The organism is Terrabacter sp. BE26 (assembly GCF_041941675.1).
Classification (GTDB): Bacteria; Actinomycetota; Actinomycetes; order Actinomycetales; family Dermatophilaceae; genus Terrabacter.
In genome coordinates, this window is sequence record NZ_CP090122.1 from 946,098 (window position 1) to 960,550 (window position 14,453).

Annotated in this window: 14 protein-coding genes and 2 tRNA genes; 7 read left to right on the plus strand and 9 right to left on the minus strand. The window is 71.9% G+C overall.

Annotation, left to right across the window (positions count from 1 at the left end; translation table 11 throughout):
• Positions 1–95: 95 nt before the first annotated feature.
• The 4 genes from LQK93_RS04430 (at position 96) to LQK93_RS04445 (ending at position 3,912) form a co-directional block, all read left to right on the plus strand.
• Positions 96–1,466: an aminotransferase class I/II-fold pyridoxal phosphate-dependent enzyme gene (locus tag LQK93_RS04430; RefSeq protein WP_374970344.1), complete on the plus strand. Its 1,371-nt coding sequence runs from the start codon at positions 96–98 to the stop codon at positions 1,464–1,466.
• Complete coding sequence (locus LQK93_RS04435) at positions 1,463–1,984, plus strand: DUF5709 domain-containing protein (RefSeq protein ID WP_374970345.1); 522 nt, start codon at positions 1,463–1,465, stop codon at positions 1,982–1,984. Before LQK93_RS04430 ends, LQK93_RS04435 begins: the two co-directional genes overlap by 4 nt.
• A gap of 78 nt (positions 1,985–2,062) precedes the next feature.
• On the plus strand, positions 2,063–3,121 hold the full coding sequence (locus LQK93_RS04440; RefSeq protein WP_374970346.1) for an adenosine deaminase: 1,059 nt from the start codon (positions 2,063–2,065) through the stop codon (positions 3,119–3,121).
• A 107-nt stretch (positions 3,122–3,228) separates the two neighbouring features.
• Complete coding sequence (locus LQK93_RS04445; RefSeq protein ID WP_374970347.1) at positions 3,229–3,912, plus strand: hypothetical protein; 684 nt, start codon at positions 3,229–3,231, stop codon at positions 3,910–3,912.
• 67 nt (positions 3,913–3,979) lie between these two features.
• Here the strand turns inward: LQK93_RS04445 and LQK93_RS04450 are convergent, their stop codons facing one another.
• From LQK93_RS04450 to LQK93_RS04480, 7 genes are all read right to left on the minus strand, one after another.
• Entirely contained in the window at positions 3,980–5,053 is a 1,074-nt protein-coding gene (locus tag LQK93_RS04450; protein WP_374970348.1) for a UDP-N-acetylmuramate dehydrogenase, read from the minus strand.
• 16 nt (positions 5,054–5,069) lie between these two features.
• The gene (locus tag LQK93_RS04455; RefSeq protein ID WP_374970349.1) at positions 5,070–5,519 is read right to left on the minus strand and encodes a MaoC/PaaZ C-terminal domain-containing protein; all 450 of its coding nucleotides are present in this window, start codon (positions 5,517–5,519) and stop codon (positions 5,070–5,072) included.
• Positions 5,519–5,965, minus strand: a complete 447-nt coding sequence (locus LQK93_RS04460; protein WP_374970350.1) for a MaoC family dehydratase N-terminal domain-containing protein — start codon at positions 5,963–5,965, stop codon at positions 5,519–5,521. Before LQK93_RS04460 ends, LQK93_RS04455 begins: the two co-directional genes overlap by 1 nt.
• Before the next feature lie 125 nt (positions 5,966–6,090).
• Positions 6,091–6,261, minus strand: a complete 171-nt coding sequence (rpmG, locus tag LQK93_RS04465; protein ID WP_142181354.1) for a 50S ribosomal protein L33 — start codon at positions 6,259–6,261, stop codon at positions 6,091–6,093.
• 167 nt (positions 6,262–6,428) lie between these two features.
• Positions 6,429–6,505 (minus strand) — tRNA-Met (locus LQK93_RS04470).
• 62 nt (positions 6,506–6,567) lie between these two features.
• Positions 6,568–6,640: transfer RNA gene (locus tag LQK93_RS04475), tRNA-Thr, on the minus strand.
• A 127-nt stretch (positions 6,641–6,767) separates the two neighbouring features.
• Entirely contained in the window at positions 6,768–7,670 is a 903-nt protein-coding gene (locus LQK93_RS04480; RefSeq protein WP_374970351.1) for a hypothetical protein, read from the minus strand.
• Between the two features lie 59 nt (positions 7,671–7,729).
• On the opposite strand from LQK93_RS04480, the gene LQK93_RS04485 reads away from it, so the two are divergent.
• From LQK93_RS04485 to LQK93_RS04495, 3 genes are all read left to right on the plus strand, one after another.
• A complete protein-coding gene (locus LQK93_RS04485; RefSeq protein ID WP_374970352.1) occupies positions 7,730–8,551 on the plus strand; it encodes a hydrolase in 822 nt (273 codons plus the stop codon).
• Positions 8,552–8,728: 177 nt separating this feature from the next.
• Positions 8,729–9,013 carry a BatC protein gene (locus tag LQK93_RS04490; RefSeq protein ID WP_374970353.1) on the plus strand — a complete coding sequence of 95 codons (285 nt, stop codon included), beginning with the start codon at positions 8,729–8,731 and terminating at the stop codon, positions 9,011–9,013.
• On the plus strand, positions 9,013–10,257 hold the full coding sequence (locus LQK93_RS04495; RefSeq protein ID WP_374970354.1) for a cupin domain-containing protein: 1,245 nt from the start codon (positions 9,013–9,015) through the stop codon (positions 10,255–10,257). The genes LQK93_RS04490 and LQK93_RS04495 overlap by 1 nt, the downstream gene beginning before the upstream one ends.
• Positions 10,258–10,296: 39 nt before the next feature.
• Here LQK93_RS04495 and LQK93_RS04500 read toward each other — a convergent pair whose 3' ends face one another.
• Positions 10,297–11,061: a helical backbone metal receptor gene (locus LQK93_RS04500; protein ID WP_374970355.1), complete on the minus strand. Its 765-nt coding sequence runs from the start codon at positions 11,059–11,061 to the stop codon at positions 10,297–10,299.
• A gap of 62 nt (positions 11,062–11,123) precedes the next feature.
• On the minus strand, positions 11,124–14,393 hold the full coding sequence (icmF, locus tag LQK93_RS04505; protein ID WP_374970356.1) for a fused isobutyryl-CoA mutase/GTPase IcmF: 3,270 nt from the start codon (positions 14,391–14,393) through the stop codon (positions 11,124–11,126).
• Positions 14,394–14,453: the final 60 nt, after the last annotated feature.

The following is a 14,453-nucleotide window of genomic DNA, read 5'->3' on the forward strand; positions in this document are numbered from 1 at the left end:
CGACGGGAAAGGCGTCGCGCAGGGTCGCTGGGAGCCGGGCCACCGGCATACGGACCGGGCCGTCCGGGCTGCCCGCGCAGTGGCAGGATCGAGACGTGACGAACCCGCGCACCTCCCTCGCGTCCCTGTCCGACGACGACCTGGCCGGCTTCCTCGCCGAGCAGCGCTCAGCGTACGCGGCCCTGCAGTCCCGCGGCCTGAAGCTCGACCTGACCCGGGGCAAGCCCTCGTCGGCGCAGCTCGACCTCGCCGAGGACCTGCTGCGCCTGCCGTCGACGACGAAGGACCGCGCCGGCGTCGACGTGCGCAACTACGGCGGCCTCGAGGGCCTGGCCGAGCTGCGCGAGATCTTCGCCGAGCTGCTCTCGGTGGAGCCGTCGCAGGTGGTCGCGGGCGGCAACTCGAGCCTGTCGATGATGTACAGCACGATCGTCGACTTCCTGCTCTTCGGCGGTGTGGACTCCCCGAGGCCCTGGAGCCAGGAGGAGAAGCTCCGCTTCATCTGCCCGGTCCCCGGCTACGACCGCCACTTCTCCATGCTCGCGTCGTTCGGGATCGAGATGGTGACCGTCGACATGCACCAGGACGGGCCCGACATGTCGGCCGTCGAGGCGCTCGTCAAGGACGACCCGAGCATCAAGGGCATCTGGATCGTGCCGACCTACGCCAACCCCTCGGGTGCGGTCGTGTCGCAGGAGGTGGCCGCGCGCCTGGCGGCGATGCCGACCGCCGCGCCCGATTTCACGATCTTTTGGGACAACGCGTACGCCTTCCACCACCTGACGCAGGAGGAGGCCAAGAGCGCCGACATCCTCAGCCTCAGCGCCGCCTCCGGGCACCCGAACCGCCCGATCATGTATGCGTCCACCTCCAAGATCACCTACGCCGGCGCGGGCGTCGCCGTCCTCGCCGCCAGCCAGGTGAACGTGAAGTGGTACCTCGGGCACCTCGCGATGGGCTCGATCGGCCCCGACAAGGTCAACCACCTGCGCCACGTCGAGTTCTTCCGTGACGCCGAGGGCGTCCGCTCGCACATGCGCCGCCACCGCGAGATCATCGCCCCCAAGTTCGCCGCCGTCGACGAGGCGCTGACGACCGGACTCGACGGCCTCGAGATCGCGCAGTGGAGCCACCCGACCGGCGGCTACTTCGTCAACCTCGACGTGCTCGACGGCACGGCCTCGCGTGTCGTGGCCCTCGCCAAGGAGGCCGGAATCGCGCTGACCCCGGCCGGCGCGTCCTTCCCGCACGGGCGCGACCCCCGGGACCGCAACATCCGCCTCGCCCCGACGTTTCCCGTCCTCGCGGAGGTGCGCACCGCCATGGCCGGCGTCGCGACGTGCGTGGCACTGGCGGCCGCGGAGAAGCTGGTCGCCGACCGGGCCGCGGGGGTAGGGGGACAGGGCGACGGCTCCGCGTCGTCGCAGGAGCCCACGCACCCCGCCACCGAAGGAGCTTCGCGATGAGCGACACCGGTTCCAGAGAGAACATCGACACCGACCTGACGAGCTACAGCGTCGACGACGAGGACCAGCCCTCGAACCTCGAAGGAGAGGAGGACCCCGACGTCGACGACCCGCTGGACCGTGGGTACTCCCCGCCCGAGAAGGAGCGCGGCACCGACGCCTTCGGCACGACCGCCTACGAGCAGTCGCTCGACGAGACGATCGACCAGCGCATCCTGCAGGAGGAGCCCGACCCCTACACCGCCTACGGCGCACCCGAGAACGAGAGCGGCTTCGACGAGGAGCGCATGGGGGGCGACGACCCCGACGCCATCGCGGCCGAGGACGACTGGCTGGGCGACGACGAGGTCGGCGACCGTCGCGCCGGCCGCCTGGTGGCCGACGACGAGGGCGTCCACGAGGACGACGAGAAGCAGATGTGGGCCAAAGATGTGGGCATCGACGGCGCTGCCGCCTCGGCCGAAGAGGCAGCCGTGCACATCATCGACGAGATCGCCGACGAGCCCGACGAGGCCTGACCAGTCGCGCCCTGTCTCGCGCGCTCTCGAGACAGGAGCGCGCGAAAGAGGCGCAACCGGGATGACACACTGGCCCGCATGACGCGTCCGGTCGAGGACCTTCCCAAGGCGCACCTGCACCTGCACTTCACCGGCTCCATGCGCATCGGCACCGTGCGCGAGCTCGCCGCGTCGCACGGGATTCGACTGCCGGACGCGCTCCTGACCGACTGGCCCCCGCGGCTCGCGCGCGCGACCGACGAGCGCGGCTGGTTCCGCTTCCAGCGTCTCTACGACGCCGCGAGGGCGTGCGTGCGCGGCGAGGAGGACATGCGCCGCATCGTGCGCGAGGCAGCCGAGGACGACGTCGCCGAGGGATCGCGCTGGCTCGAGCTGCAGGTGGACCCGACGTCGTACGCACCGTTCGTCGGGGGCATCACCCCCGCCCTCGAGATCGTGCTGGACGAGGCTCGCAAGGTTTCCGCGGCGGGCTGCATCGGCGTGGGGATCGTCGTCGCCGCCAGCCGGATGCGCCACCCCCTCGAGGCCCGCACGCTGGCGCGCCTGGCCGCCCGGTACGCGGGCGAGGAGGGAGGCGACGTCGTCGGCTTCGGCCTGTCCAACGACGAGCGCCGGGGCCTCGTCTCGGACTTCGCGCCGGCCTTCGCCATCGCCCGGCGAGCCGGGCTCGCTCTCGTGCCCCACGGCGGCGAGCTGCTCGGGGCCCAGTCGGTCATGGAGACGCTCGAGCACATCGACCCCGACCGGATCGGCCACGGGGTGCGCTGCGTGGAGGACCCCCAGGTGCTCGACGCCGTTGCGGAGGCTGGGGTGACCCTCGAGGTGTGCCCGGGCAGCAACGTGGCCCTCGGCGTCTACGCCCAGCCGCAGGAGGTGCCGCTGCGGGCCATCGTCGAGGCCGGCATCCCGGTGGCGTTGGGGGCCGACGACCCGCTGCTCTTCGGATCTCGGCTGTCGGCGCAGTATGCGGCGGCGCGGGACCTCGGTTTCGACGACCCGGGGCTGGCCGGGCTGGCCCGGGCCTCGCTCGAGGGCAGTCGCATGCCGAGCCGCCTGCGCACGGCTGCGCTCGCCGACCTCGAGCTCTGGCTCCAGCCGGCCGCGGTGACACCGGACACACCGCTGATCGGGATGTAACGGGCACGCCGGGCCCTGCTCGTGCGGTGCAGCGGCCGGTTGCCGTGTGCGCCTGGGCAGGGCTGAGTTTGCCCCGGATCGGTGCCGCCGGTCATGCTGGTCGGAAGATGAAGACTTCTGCCCTGATCCCCGCACGCCCGTCCACCGCTTCCGGCGCCCGTCTGCGACGTCTGGCCACCGTCGGTCTCGTGGCCCCCGTCGTCGCACTGTCGGCATGCAGCGGCGGGTCTCCGGGAGCGGCCGACGCCACCGCCTCCACGCCTGCGAGCACCTCGTCCGCGACGTCGAGCACGACGACGGCCCCCACCACGGCCGCGGCGGCCCCGGCGACGACGCAGGCTCCGGCCCAGCGGTCGGTCTCCTCGACGGTCAATGCCAGCATCAAGGACCCGACCCTGGGGCACACCCTCACCGCACGTCGGGTGGTCCGCAACTTCTCCTGGCCCGCCGGACAGCCGGTCGGGGCCAAGCAGTTCGAGATCATCGGGGTCTGGGTGACCATGCAGGCCGGATCGCGGTTCTCGGCCTCGCTCGACCCCTCGATGCTGGCGCTCGTGGCCGCCAAGCCGGCCCAGACCGTCACCCCGACCACCGAGTTCGGGAAGCGGTGGGGGGCCACCGCCCTCAAGCCGGCGAAGCGCGCCCAGACGACGTCCGGCTGGGTCTTCTTCAAGGTCGACCGGGGCACGGGCAGCGCACTGCGCCTGGCGTTCAACCGGCCCGCCTACCAGGTGAGCACGACCGGCAAGAAGATCCCGGCCAACAGCTTCTCCGTCGTCCTGACGAAGTAGCGGGCTCCGTCACGCGCGGGGCACGTGCGGGCGCCGGCGCACGCCTAGCAAAGTGCCGGGCCGAGCCCTAGAGCTGCTCGCCCACGAGGACCGGCTCGTTGACGAGGGTCACGCCGAACGCGTCACGGACGCCGTCACGCACCTGGCGCGCCAGGGCCAGGACGTCCGAGGTGGACGCCCCGCCGCGGTTGGTGACCGCCAGCGTGTGCTTCGTCGAGAGGGACGCCGGCGCCGGCAGGCCGAAGCCCTTGTCGAAACCGGCGTGCTCGATGAGCCAGGCCGCGCTGGTCTTGACCCGCCCGTCGGCCTCGGGGAAGCGCGGCGGCGTGGGCCCCTCCCAGCCGAGCCGGTCGCCGACCCGCTCGACCAGCTCGTCGAACTCGTGGCGGCCCAGGATCGGGTTGGTGAAGAACGAGCCGCACGACCAGGTGTCGGGATCTGCCTCGTCGAGCACCATGCCGCGCGCCCGGCGCTGCTCGAGGACCGCGTCGCGGGCGTCTGAGAGGGGCACGCGCGTGCCCAGCGGCACGTCGAGGCCCTTGGCGAGGGCGGCATACGCGATCGGGCGGCTCAGGTCGGCGACCTCGAACTGGAAGAGCACGTCGAGCACGACGTAGCGCGAGTGGCCCTTGAACCGCGAGTGGCGGTAGGTGAAGGCGCAGTCGGCGTTCATGAAGGTGCGCACGGCCTGCTCCTGGCGGTCCCAGGTGCGCACCTGCGCGATGGTCTGCGAGACGTCCTGGCCGTAGGCGCCGACGTTCTGGATCGGCGTGGCGCCCGTGAGCCCGGGTATGCCGCTCAAGCCCTCCACCCCGGCCCAACCCTCCTCGACGGCCCGGGCCACGACGTCGTCCCACACCTCTCCCGCCGCGACGCGCACGACGGCCCCGCCGCAGTAGTCGGCCGACTCGGGCGTGATGCCGGAGGTGGCGACGCGCACCACCGTGCCCGCGAAGCCGTTGTCGGACACGATGAGGTTGGAGCCGCCGGAGACGACGAGGAGGGGTTCGTCGGCATCGTCGACCTCACGGACGGCGTCGACGAGCTCGTCGGTGGTCGTGGCCGTGACGACGCGGGCGGCCGGGCCGCCGACGCGCATCGTCGTGAGGGTGGACAGGGGGACGTCGGACTGCTCGAGCACGCGGGGAACCGACCGATCAGGCCAGCACGGCGACGGCCAGGGCCCGGCCGAGGACCTTCTCGCCGGCCGCCGTGGCCGTCAGCTCGACGGTGACGCGCCTCGTGTCGGGGTCGACGGCCTTGACCACGCCGGAGACCTCGATGTCGGCACCGGCCTCGTAGGGGACGACGACCGGCCTGGTGAAGCGCACGCCGTACTCGACCACACGGCCCGCGTCGCCGACCCAGTCGGTGACGAGGGTGACGGCAGAGCCCATGGTGAACATGCCGTGGGCGATGACGTCAGGCAGGCCGACCTCCTTGGCGAACCGCTCGTCCCAGTGGATGCGGTTGCGGTCGAGGGAGGCCCCGGCGTACTGCACGAGGCGGGCCCGGTCGACGTGGACGGTGACGGGCGGCAGGGCGTCGCCGACGGCGACCTCGTCGAAGGCTCGGACGCCCACGGGGCTGCTCGACTGGGCACTCATCACTCTGCTCCTCGGATCACGATGGTCGAGGTGGCCGTGCAGACGGGCTCGCCCGCCTCGGTGGCCAGCTCGGTGCGGGTCGTGACCATGGAGTGGCCGCCGGCCTCGCGCACGGTGTCGACGTGCAGGGTGCCCACGATCGCGTCTCCGGCGGTCAGCGGACGGTGGTGGACGAACCGCTGCTCGCCGTGCACCACCCGCGAGAAGTCGATGCCGGCCTCGGGGTCGCGGATCAGCTGCCCGTCGCACTGCTGGGCGATGAGGACCGCGAAGGTGGGCGGCGCGATGACGTCGGCATAGCCCCGGGACCGGGCGACGTCGGCATCGACGTGCACCGGGTCGGACGAGCCGACCGCCTCGGCGAACTCTCGGATCTTGGCGGCACTGACCCGGTAGGTCTCGGTGGGTGGGTAGACCCGCCCCTGGAAGTCTGCGTTCACCGGCATACGCGCACCCTACCGAGCGGCACCGTCGACGGCCTCACGGCGTCTGCGGGCGGGCAGACGACGACGCTCCCCCGGCCCGCTGGGCCGAGGGAGCGTGTTCGACGTGCGACGGACGCCGCTGGGAGTCAGCGGGTCTCGCGGTGCTCCGTGTGGTGGCCGCACTTCGGGCAGAACTTGTTCATCGCCAGACGGTCGGGGTTGTTCCGACGGTTCTTCTTGGTGATGTAGTTGCGGTCCTTGCAGTCCACGCACGCCATCGTGATCTTGGGACGGACGTCAGTGCTCTTGCTGGCCACGGCAACCTGCTCTTTCGGGAACGTACTCGGTGATCTGTCGTCTTGCGACGGATGTCGCGCGGGGCGTCACGCGTCCCGAGGGCTACCCGGGGTGACACGCAGGCGCGACGTCCAAGGCTACGCGACACCCGGACGATTCGAGAAATCGGACCGGGTGCGCGCGGAAGTGGTAGCGGGAGCGGGACTCGATCCCGCGACCTCACGATTATGAGTCGTGCGCTCTAACCAGCTGAGCTACCCCGCCAAGGCTGCCGATCCCCCGGCCCGCCGCGGCTGCGGCGGACGGACGGGGAAGCGACCGACCAGAGCCCCAATAGGGAATCGAACCCTAGACCTTTTCCTTACCATGGAAACGCTCTGCCGACTGAGCTATTGGGGCACGGCCGACGAGCTGAAGCCGTCGCGAGACGCCTTCCGTCGACCTGTTGTGCGACCGTGACACTACACGGTCGGCTGCGCGGATACGAAATCGACAGCGCCCCCGCGTCGCCGCCCCGCATGTGAGCTCACCCGTCGCCGCCGGCGTCGTGCTCGTCGCGGTCGTGCTCGTTGATTGCGGACTGTGCCGCCGCCTCCTCCTGCTCCCGCTGGTCGCGTATGCGGCCGGCCTCCTCGAGATCGCCCGTGACCTTCTCGAGCCGCGCCCGTGCGGCGGCGAGGCGGCGCTCGAGGTCGGCGACGCCTTCGACGACCTCCTCCTGGCGCGCCGTCAGCACCGCGACCTGCCGGTCGGCGGAGCGCAGCTCGGAGCGCGCCGCCTCCAGCGCGGTCTGCAGCCGGGTCCTCTCGGCGGCCCGGCGGGTGCGCCGCCGCTCCTCGAGGTCCACGGTCTCGCCTCCGCCGCCGGGCAGCACCGAGAGGGAAGGGCGCTCACCGGCGTCACGGCCGTCCGCCGCGTCGCCGCCGAGCGCGACGACGTCTGCCACGTCGACGGAGCCGAAGCCGGAGTAGCTGAGGGCCTTGACGAGAGCCCCGGTGAGCACCGAGGCCTCGGCGCTCTCGTCGGCGATGAGGGCCGTCAGGGTGTCGCGCACCTCCTGGGAGACCCCTGGACCGAGCCGCTGCCCCTCCTGCGCCGCCACCTCGGCGATGCGGTCCGCGACCGCGTCGACCCGCTTGGCCCGCTCGCGACCGAGCACCCGCAGCTGGTCCGCGTCGAGCGTGCGCTGGGCCTCGCGGAGCAGCTCGGCGAAGGCCCGGAGCTCCTCGACCTCGTCGGCGTGCTCCCGCACGAAGTGGTTGACCGCCCAAGCAGCCACCGTGGGCTTGCGCAGTGCGCCGATCGACGCGGCGAGCTTCTTGTCCCCTGCCGACCTCGCCTGGGCCACCAGCTCGGAACGCACCGGCGTGAAGCGAGGGGGCGGGACGGCATACAGCTGCTCGACGGCGGCGCGCAGGTGCAGGATCACCCGAGCATCCTCCCGCAGAACCGCTGGCGCGGCCCGGCGTCGACCGGCAGGCTGACCGCGTGATCTGGATCTGCGAGACCTGCGGGGTCGAGACCGCCGACCTGCCGGAGCCGCCGGACTCCTGTGCGATCTGCGAGGACGAAAGGCAGTGGGTGCCGGAGGAGGGCCAGCGCTGGACGACCCTCGAGCGGCTCCGCAGCGCGGGCACCCGGGTCACCGTCGCCGAGGTCGAGCCGGACATGTGGGGGCTGCGCGCCGAGCCGGCCGTGGGCATCGGCCAGCAGACCACGGTCGTCCGCGTGCCCGAGGGGGTGCTCCTCTTCGACTGCGTCGGCTACGTCGACGACGCCGCGGTCGAGCAGGTGCGGTCGCTCGGGCCGACCCTCGCGGTGGCGGCGAGCCACCCGCACATGTACGGCGTCCAGACCGAGTGGGCACGGGCACTGGGCGAGGTGCCCGTCCTCGTCGCGACGCCCGACGCCGAGTGGGTGCGCCGCCGTGACCCGCTCGTCGAGCTCTACGACGAGCGACGCGACGTGGCTCCGGGTCTGACCCTCCACCGCGTCGGTGGGCACTTCCGCGGTCAGGCCGTGGTCGAGTGGGTGGCGGGGGCGCAGGGGCGCGGCGTGCTCCTCGCCGGGGACGCCGTGTTCCCCAACCCGGACCGCCGCTCGGTCAGCTTCATGCGCAGCTACCCCAATCGGATCCCGTTGTCCGGCAACGTCGTCCAGCGCATCGCGAGCCAGCTGGAGAGGCTGCACTACGACCGTCTCTACAACAACTTCGGCGCCGTCGTGCCGGCGGGGGCCAAGGGCGTCGTGGAGGCGTCCGCCGACCGGCACGCCGCGTGGACCCGGGGGGACTTCGACCACCTCACCTGAGCCGTCAGCCGGGGTCGAGCACGGACTCCCGGTGGACGCCCTCGGTGCCCGCCCTGCTCGACTCGACGATCCGATGAGAAAACGACACGGCGGGACGTGCCAGAGTCGCTGCGAGCGGGTAGGAGCACCGCGACGGCGTCAGCCGGCGCCGCAGCCGCACCCTGTGGAGGAGAAGCCATGAGCGACACCCCGATCGACCCGGTGGGCGAGTCCACCAGCGACGACCCGCTGACCGAGGGTCCCGCGGACGGCGGCGCCGACACCAGCAGCCACGACGGCGGCGCCGATGGTGGCGCGGGTGGTGAAGGACCGGCCGACGGCGGCGCCGACACGAGCAGCCACGACGGCGGCGCCGATGGTGGCGCGGGTGGTGAAGGACCGGCCGACGGCGGCGCCGACACGAGCAGCCACGACGGCGGCGCCGACGGCGGAGCCGGGGTGGACCCGACGAACGCCATCTGATGACCGCTGGCACGGCGGACCGGGTGCCCACGCACGAGCGTGGGCACTCGGCTCTGGAGCGACTGGTCCCGTTCAGCCCCGAGGAGTTCGCCCGCGCCCACTGGGCCCGCGCCCCGGTCGTCACGCGTGCCGCGGACCTTGCCGACGGCCTGACCGACCTCTTCGGCGAGGAGTCGGTCGACGAGCTGGTGTCGCGTCGTGGCCTGCGCGCGCCCTTCCTCCGCGTGGCGAAGAACGGCCGGACGCTCGGCGACCGGGAGTTCACGCAGGGCGGCGGGGTGGGTGCCTCGGTCGCCGACCAGGTCAGCGACGACAGGCTGCTCGGGCACTTCGCCGACGGGGCCACCATCGTGCTCCAGGGCCTGCACCGCACCTGGGCTCCCCTCCTCGACTTCACCCAGCAGCTGGCCGAGGAGCTGGGCCACCCCGTCCAGGCGAACGCCTACGTCACGCCCAGCCAGAACACCGGCTTCAGCGACCACTACGACGTCCACGACGTCTTCGTGCTCCAGATGCGCGGGGAGAAGCGCTGGCGCGTGCGCCGTCCGGTCCACGCGGCGCCACTACGTGACGAGCCCTGGACCGGCCACCGCGTCGAGGTGCAGGAGGCCGCGCTGCGCGAGCCCGACCAGGAGTTCACGCTCCGTGCTGGTGACGTGCTCTACCTGCCGCGGGGCTGGGTGCACTCCGCCACGGCGCTCGGCGGCGTCAGCATCCACCTGACCCTGGGGGTCCACGTGTGGACCCGCCGGCACGTCGCCGACGAGATGGTCGCCATGGCGCTGGCCGAGGCGAGCCGTGACGAGCGGGTGCGCGCGTCCCTCGAGCTGTCGAGCGGCGGGTTCGACCACCGGGCCATCACGCCCGACGTCGAGCTCGTGCGGGCAGCGCTCGTGGGCGCCCTTCAGTCGATCGAGCCGGCCGCCGTCGTCGACGCCCTCGAGGCACGGGCGCGGGCGGCCTCGCGCCCGGCTCCCGTCGGCCCGCTCGCGCAGGTGGCAGCCGCGCACGCCCTCTCCCCCGACACGGTCCTGCGGCTGCGCCCGCACGTGGCCGCCCGTCTCGTGCCCGGGGATGACGGGTCCGCGACGCTGCGCAGCCGGCTGGCCGACTTCCCGGTCGAGGCCCACGACGTGGGCACGTTCGTGGCACTGGTCGCGGACGGTGAGCTGCGCGCCGACATGGTCGGGCTCGACCTGGCCCGCCGGCTCATGCTCGCCGGCCTCCTCGTCGTCGAGGACTGACGGCCGCCTCCCGACCGTCTCGGAGGCCAGGGTCTGCGGTCAGCCCTGGACCGCCGCTGTCAGGACCGTCCAGGCACCGACGAGTGAGGGGCCGTACCAGGTGAGGAGCCGGCCGCTCACGAGCGCCGTGCGGGCGCGGGTGAACGCCTCGGGGCCGTCGTCAGCGGTGAAGACGTACGGCTCGTCCGGCAGCAGGACGATCAGTCCGTCCCGGTCCAGGTCCGGCAGGTCGACGTGCGGGTAGCGGTCGCTCGAGCCCGCGAGCACATTGCGCCAGCCGAGCCTGGCGACGACGTCACCGGTGAAGGTGTCGCGGCCGACGGCCATCCAGGGATCGCGCCAGATCGCGATCGCGACGTCGCGGGCCGGCTCCGGCATCGGTCCCGCCCACTCCTCCCGGGCCGCCGAGAGCCAGCCCGGCGTGTCGACGTCGAGGACGTCCACGAAGAGGCGCTCGAGCGAGTCGAGCGCGCCCGGCACGGTCTCGATGTCGGTCACCCAGACGCGTATGCCGTCAGCCCGCAGCCGCTGCACGTCGAGCTCGCGGTTCTCCTCCTTGTTGGCCACGACGAGATCGGGGCGCAGGGCCGCGATGGCGGCACGGTCGGGGTTCTTGGTACCCCGGACGCGTTGCACCGCAAGGTTGCTCGGGTGCGTGCACCAGTCCGTCGCCCCGACCAGCCGCTCGGGGCACGTCGCCGCCAGGGCCTCCGTGATGGACGGCACCAGCGACACGACCCGGCGTGGCGGTGCAGGGAACGACACGGCATACGCCAGGTCGTCGGACAGCGTCACGGACGGCACGAAGTGGCCTCTCGACTGGGCAGCACGGGCAGAGTTTGGCCTTTCGACGGGTGAGGAGGGGGTCAGACGTTGCGGCGGTACTGGCCGCCGACCTCGAAGAAGGCCTCGGTCACCTGCTGGAGCGAGCACACCCGCGCCGCCCGCATGAGGACGTCGAAGACGTTGCCGCCCTCGATGGCCACGGCCTTGAGGGCCTCGAGCGCCGCCTTCGCCTCGACCTCGTGCGTCGCCCGGAAGGCCCGCACCCGGGAGAGCTGGCTCTGCTTCTCCTCCTCGGTGCCGCGGGCGAGGACGACCTTGCGGGGCGTCTCGCCCTCGTGCGGGTTGCGGAAGGTGTTGACGCCGATGATCGGCAGGCTTCCGTCGTGCTTGCGGTGCTCGTAGAGCATCGACTCGTCCTGGATGCGACCGCGCTGGTAGCCGGTCTCCATCGCGCCGAGCACGCCGCCGCGCTCGGTGATGCGGTCGAACTCCTTGAGGACGGCGGCCTCGACGAGGTCGGTCAGCTCGTCGATGACGAACGAGCCCTGGAGCGGGTTCTCGTTCATCGCGAGGCCCCACTCGCGGTTGATGATGAGCTGGATCGCGAGCGCGCGGCGCACCGACTCCTCCGACGGGGTCGTCACGGCCTCGTCGAAGGCGTTGGTGTGCAAGGAGTTCGCGTTGTCGTAGATCGCGATGAGCGCCTGCAGCGTGGTGCGGATGTCGTTGAAGTCCATCTCCTGCGCGTGCAGGGAGCGGCCCGACGTCTGCACGTGGTACTTCAGCTTCTGGCTGCGCTCCCCCGCGCCGTACCTCTCCTTCATCGCGACGGCCCAGATGCGGCGGGCGACGCGGCCGAGGACGGAGTACTCGGGGTCCATGCCGTTGCTGAGGAAGAAGGACAGGTTCGGCGCGAAGTCGTCGACCGCCATCCCGCGCGCGAGGTAGCTCTCGACGTAGGTGAACCCGTTGGCGAGGGTGAAGGCGAGCTGGCTGATCGGGTTGGCCCCGGCCTCGGCGATGTGGTACCCGGAGATCGACACGGAGTAGAAGTTGCGCACCGAGTGCTCGATGAACCACTCCTGGATGTCCGCCATCATCTTGAGGCTGAACTCGGTGCTGAAGATGCAGGTGTTCTGACCCTGGTCCTCCTTGAGGATGTCGGCCTGCACCGTGCCCCGCACGTTGGCGAGGGCGTATGCCGTCAGCTCGGTGCGCTCCTCGTCGCTCGGCTCCCGGCCCTCCCGCGCCCGGAAGGCGTCGACCTGCTGGTCGATCGCGGTGTTGAGGAAGAAGGCGAGGATCGTCGGCGCGGGACCGTTGATCGTCATCGACACGGAGGTGGTCGGGCTGACGAGGTCGAAGCCGTCGTAGAGCGCCTTCATGTCGTCGAGGGTGGCGATCGAGACCCCGGAGGTGCCGACCTTGCCGTAGACGTCGGGGCGCGGGTCGGGGTCGCGGCCGTAGAGGGTGACGGAGTCGAACGCCGTCGACAGTCGCGTGGCCGGTTGGCCCTCGGAGAGCAGCTTGAAGCGCCGGTTGGTCCGGAACGGGTCGCCCTCGCCTGCGAACATGCGCGCGGGGTCCTCCCCCTCGCGCTTGAACGGGAAGACGCCGGCCGTGAACGGGTAGTAGCCCGGGAGGTTCTCGCGGCGCAGGAAGCTGACGAGCTCGCCGTGGTCGCGGTAGCGCGGCAGGGCGACGCGCGGGATCTTGTTGCCGGAGAGCGACTCTCGCGTCAGGACATTGCGGATCTCCTTGCCGCGGATGCGCACGACCTGCTCGTCGCCGGAGTAGGACTCGACGACGGACGGCCAGGCAGCGACGGCTCCCGCCACCTCGGCCGGCAGGTCGGTGCGGGCCTCCTCGAGCAGTGCGTCGACGGCATCGACCGCGGTGCCGGCGCTGCCGACCTCGTCGGCCGCGGCCGCGTCTGCCAGCTCGCCCCGCACGGACTCGAGGCGCTGCACGCGACTCGCTGCGGCGGCATACCGCTCGGTGGCCTCGTGGTAGCCGCGGACGGTGTCGCTGATCTCGGAGAGGTAGCGCACGCGGGAGGCCGGGACGATGGTGGCGATGCGCGTCGACTGCTTGGTGGCGACGCGCGGCAGGACTCCCTCCGCGACGGGCATCCCCTTGTAGCACAGCAGGTCTCGCAGCTCCTGGTAGAGCGCGGTCACGCCGTCGTCGTTGAAGGTGGCGGCCGAGGTGCCGAAGACGGGCATGTCGGCGGGGCCCTTGCCGAAGGCCTCGCGGTTGCGCACCATCTGGCGCCCCACGTCGCGAAGGGCGTCCTCGGCGCCGCGGCGCTCGAACTTGTTGATGGCCACGACGTCGGCCCGGTCGAGCATGTCGATCTTCTCGAGCTGGCTGCTGGCGCCGAACTCGGGTGTCATGACGTAGAGGGAGACGTCGGCGTAGTCGACGATCGCGGCGTCGCCCTGTCCGATGCCCGGCGTCTCGAGGATGACGAGGTCGTAGCCGGCGGCCCTGACGACGGAGAGCACGTCGTCGAGGTGCGTCGGGACCTGGGAGCCGCCGCGGGTGGCGAGGCTGCGGAAGTAGACGCGGTCGCCGTCGAGGGAGCTCATCCGGATGCGGTCGCCGAGGAGAGCACCGCCGCCACGACTGCGGGTGGGGTCGACGGCGAGGACGGCGACGCGCAGCTTGTCCTGCTGGTCGAGGCGCAGTCGGCGGATCAGCTCGTCGGTGAGGCTCGACTTGCCCGAGCCACCGGTGCCGGTGATGCCGAGCACGGGGACGCGGCGGCGGGCGGCGGCCTCGCGGATGCCGCCGAGGGTCGAGACGTCGAGCTCACCCTCCTGGGCGCCGGTGATGGCGCGCGCCACGGCCGTGCGGTCGCCGGCGAGGACGGCGTCGAGCGACGGTGCGCCGATCTCCCACGGGTCGAAGTCGCAGTCGGCGATGACGCTGTTGATCATCCCGGCGAGGCCAAGCCGCTGGCCGTCCTCGGGGCTGAAGATGGTGACCCCGGACTCGCGCAGCCGCGCGATCTCCTCGGGGACGATGACGCCGCCGCCGCCGCCGACGACGCGGATGTGGCCGGCCCCGTTCTCCTTGAGCAGCTGCACGAGGTACTCGAAGTACTCGACGTGCCCGCCCTGGTAGGAGCTGACCGCGACGCCCTGCACGTCCTCCTCGATCGCCGCGTCGACGACCTCCTGGACCGAGCGGTTGTGGCCGAGGTGGATCACCTCGGCCCCCTGCGTCTGCATGATCCGCCGCATGATGTTGATCGAGGCGTCGTGCCCGTCGAAGAGGCTGCTGGCCGTGACGAGGCGGACGTGGTGGGAGGGCTGGTGGTGCTCGCGCTGCGCTGCGTCGGACATGCGAAAATACTAGGACTTCCTAATAATGGACGTCAACGCGTCGTCCCCGTACGATGACGG

What these genes read in the sequence shown, in the direction of transcription:
- LQK93_RS04435 (WP_374970345.1), top strand. Translation starts at nt 1,463, where the DNA reads ATGAGCGACACCGGTTCCAGAGAGAACATCGACACCGACCTGACGAGC.
- LQK93_RS04490 (WP_374970353.1), top strand. Translation starts at nt 8,729, where the DNA reads ATGAGCGACACCCCGATCGACCCGGTGGGCGAGTCCACCAGCGACGAC.
- LQK93_RS04440 (WP_374970346.1), top strand. Translation starts at nt 2,063, where the DNA reads ATGACGCGTCCGGTCGAGGACCTTCCCAAGGCGCACCTGCACCTGCAC.
- LQK93_RS04445 (WP_374970347.1), top strand. Translation starts at nt 3,229, where the DNA reads ATGAAGACTTCTGCCCTGATCCCCGCACGCCCGTCCACCGCTTCCGGC.
- LQK93_RS04495 (WP_374970354.1), top strand. Translation starts at nt 9,013, where the DNA reads ATGACCGCTGGCACGGCGGACCGGGTGCCCACGCACGAGCGTGGGCAC.
- LQK93_RS04455 (WP_374970349.1), bottom strand. Translation starts at nt 5,519, where the DNA reads ATGAGTGCCCAGTCGAGCAGCCCCGTGGGCGTCCGAGCCTTCGACGAG.
- icmF (WP_374970356.1), bottom strand. Translation starts at nt 14,393, where the DNA reads ATGTCCGACGCAGCGCAGCGCGAGCACCACCAGCCCTCCCACCACGTC.
- LQK93_RS04460 (WP_374970350.1), bottom strand. Translation starts at nt 5,965, where the DNA reads ATGCCGGTGAACGCAGACTTCCAGGGGCGGGTCTACCCACCCACCGAG.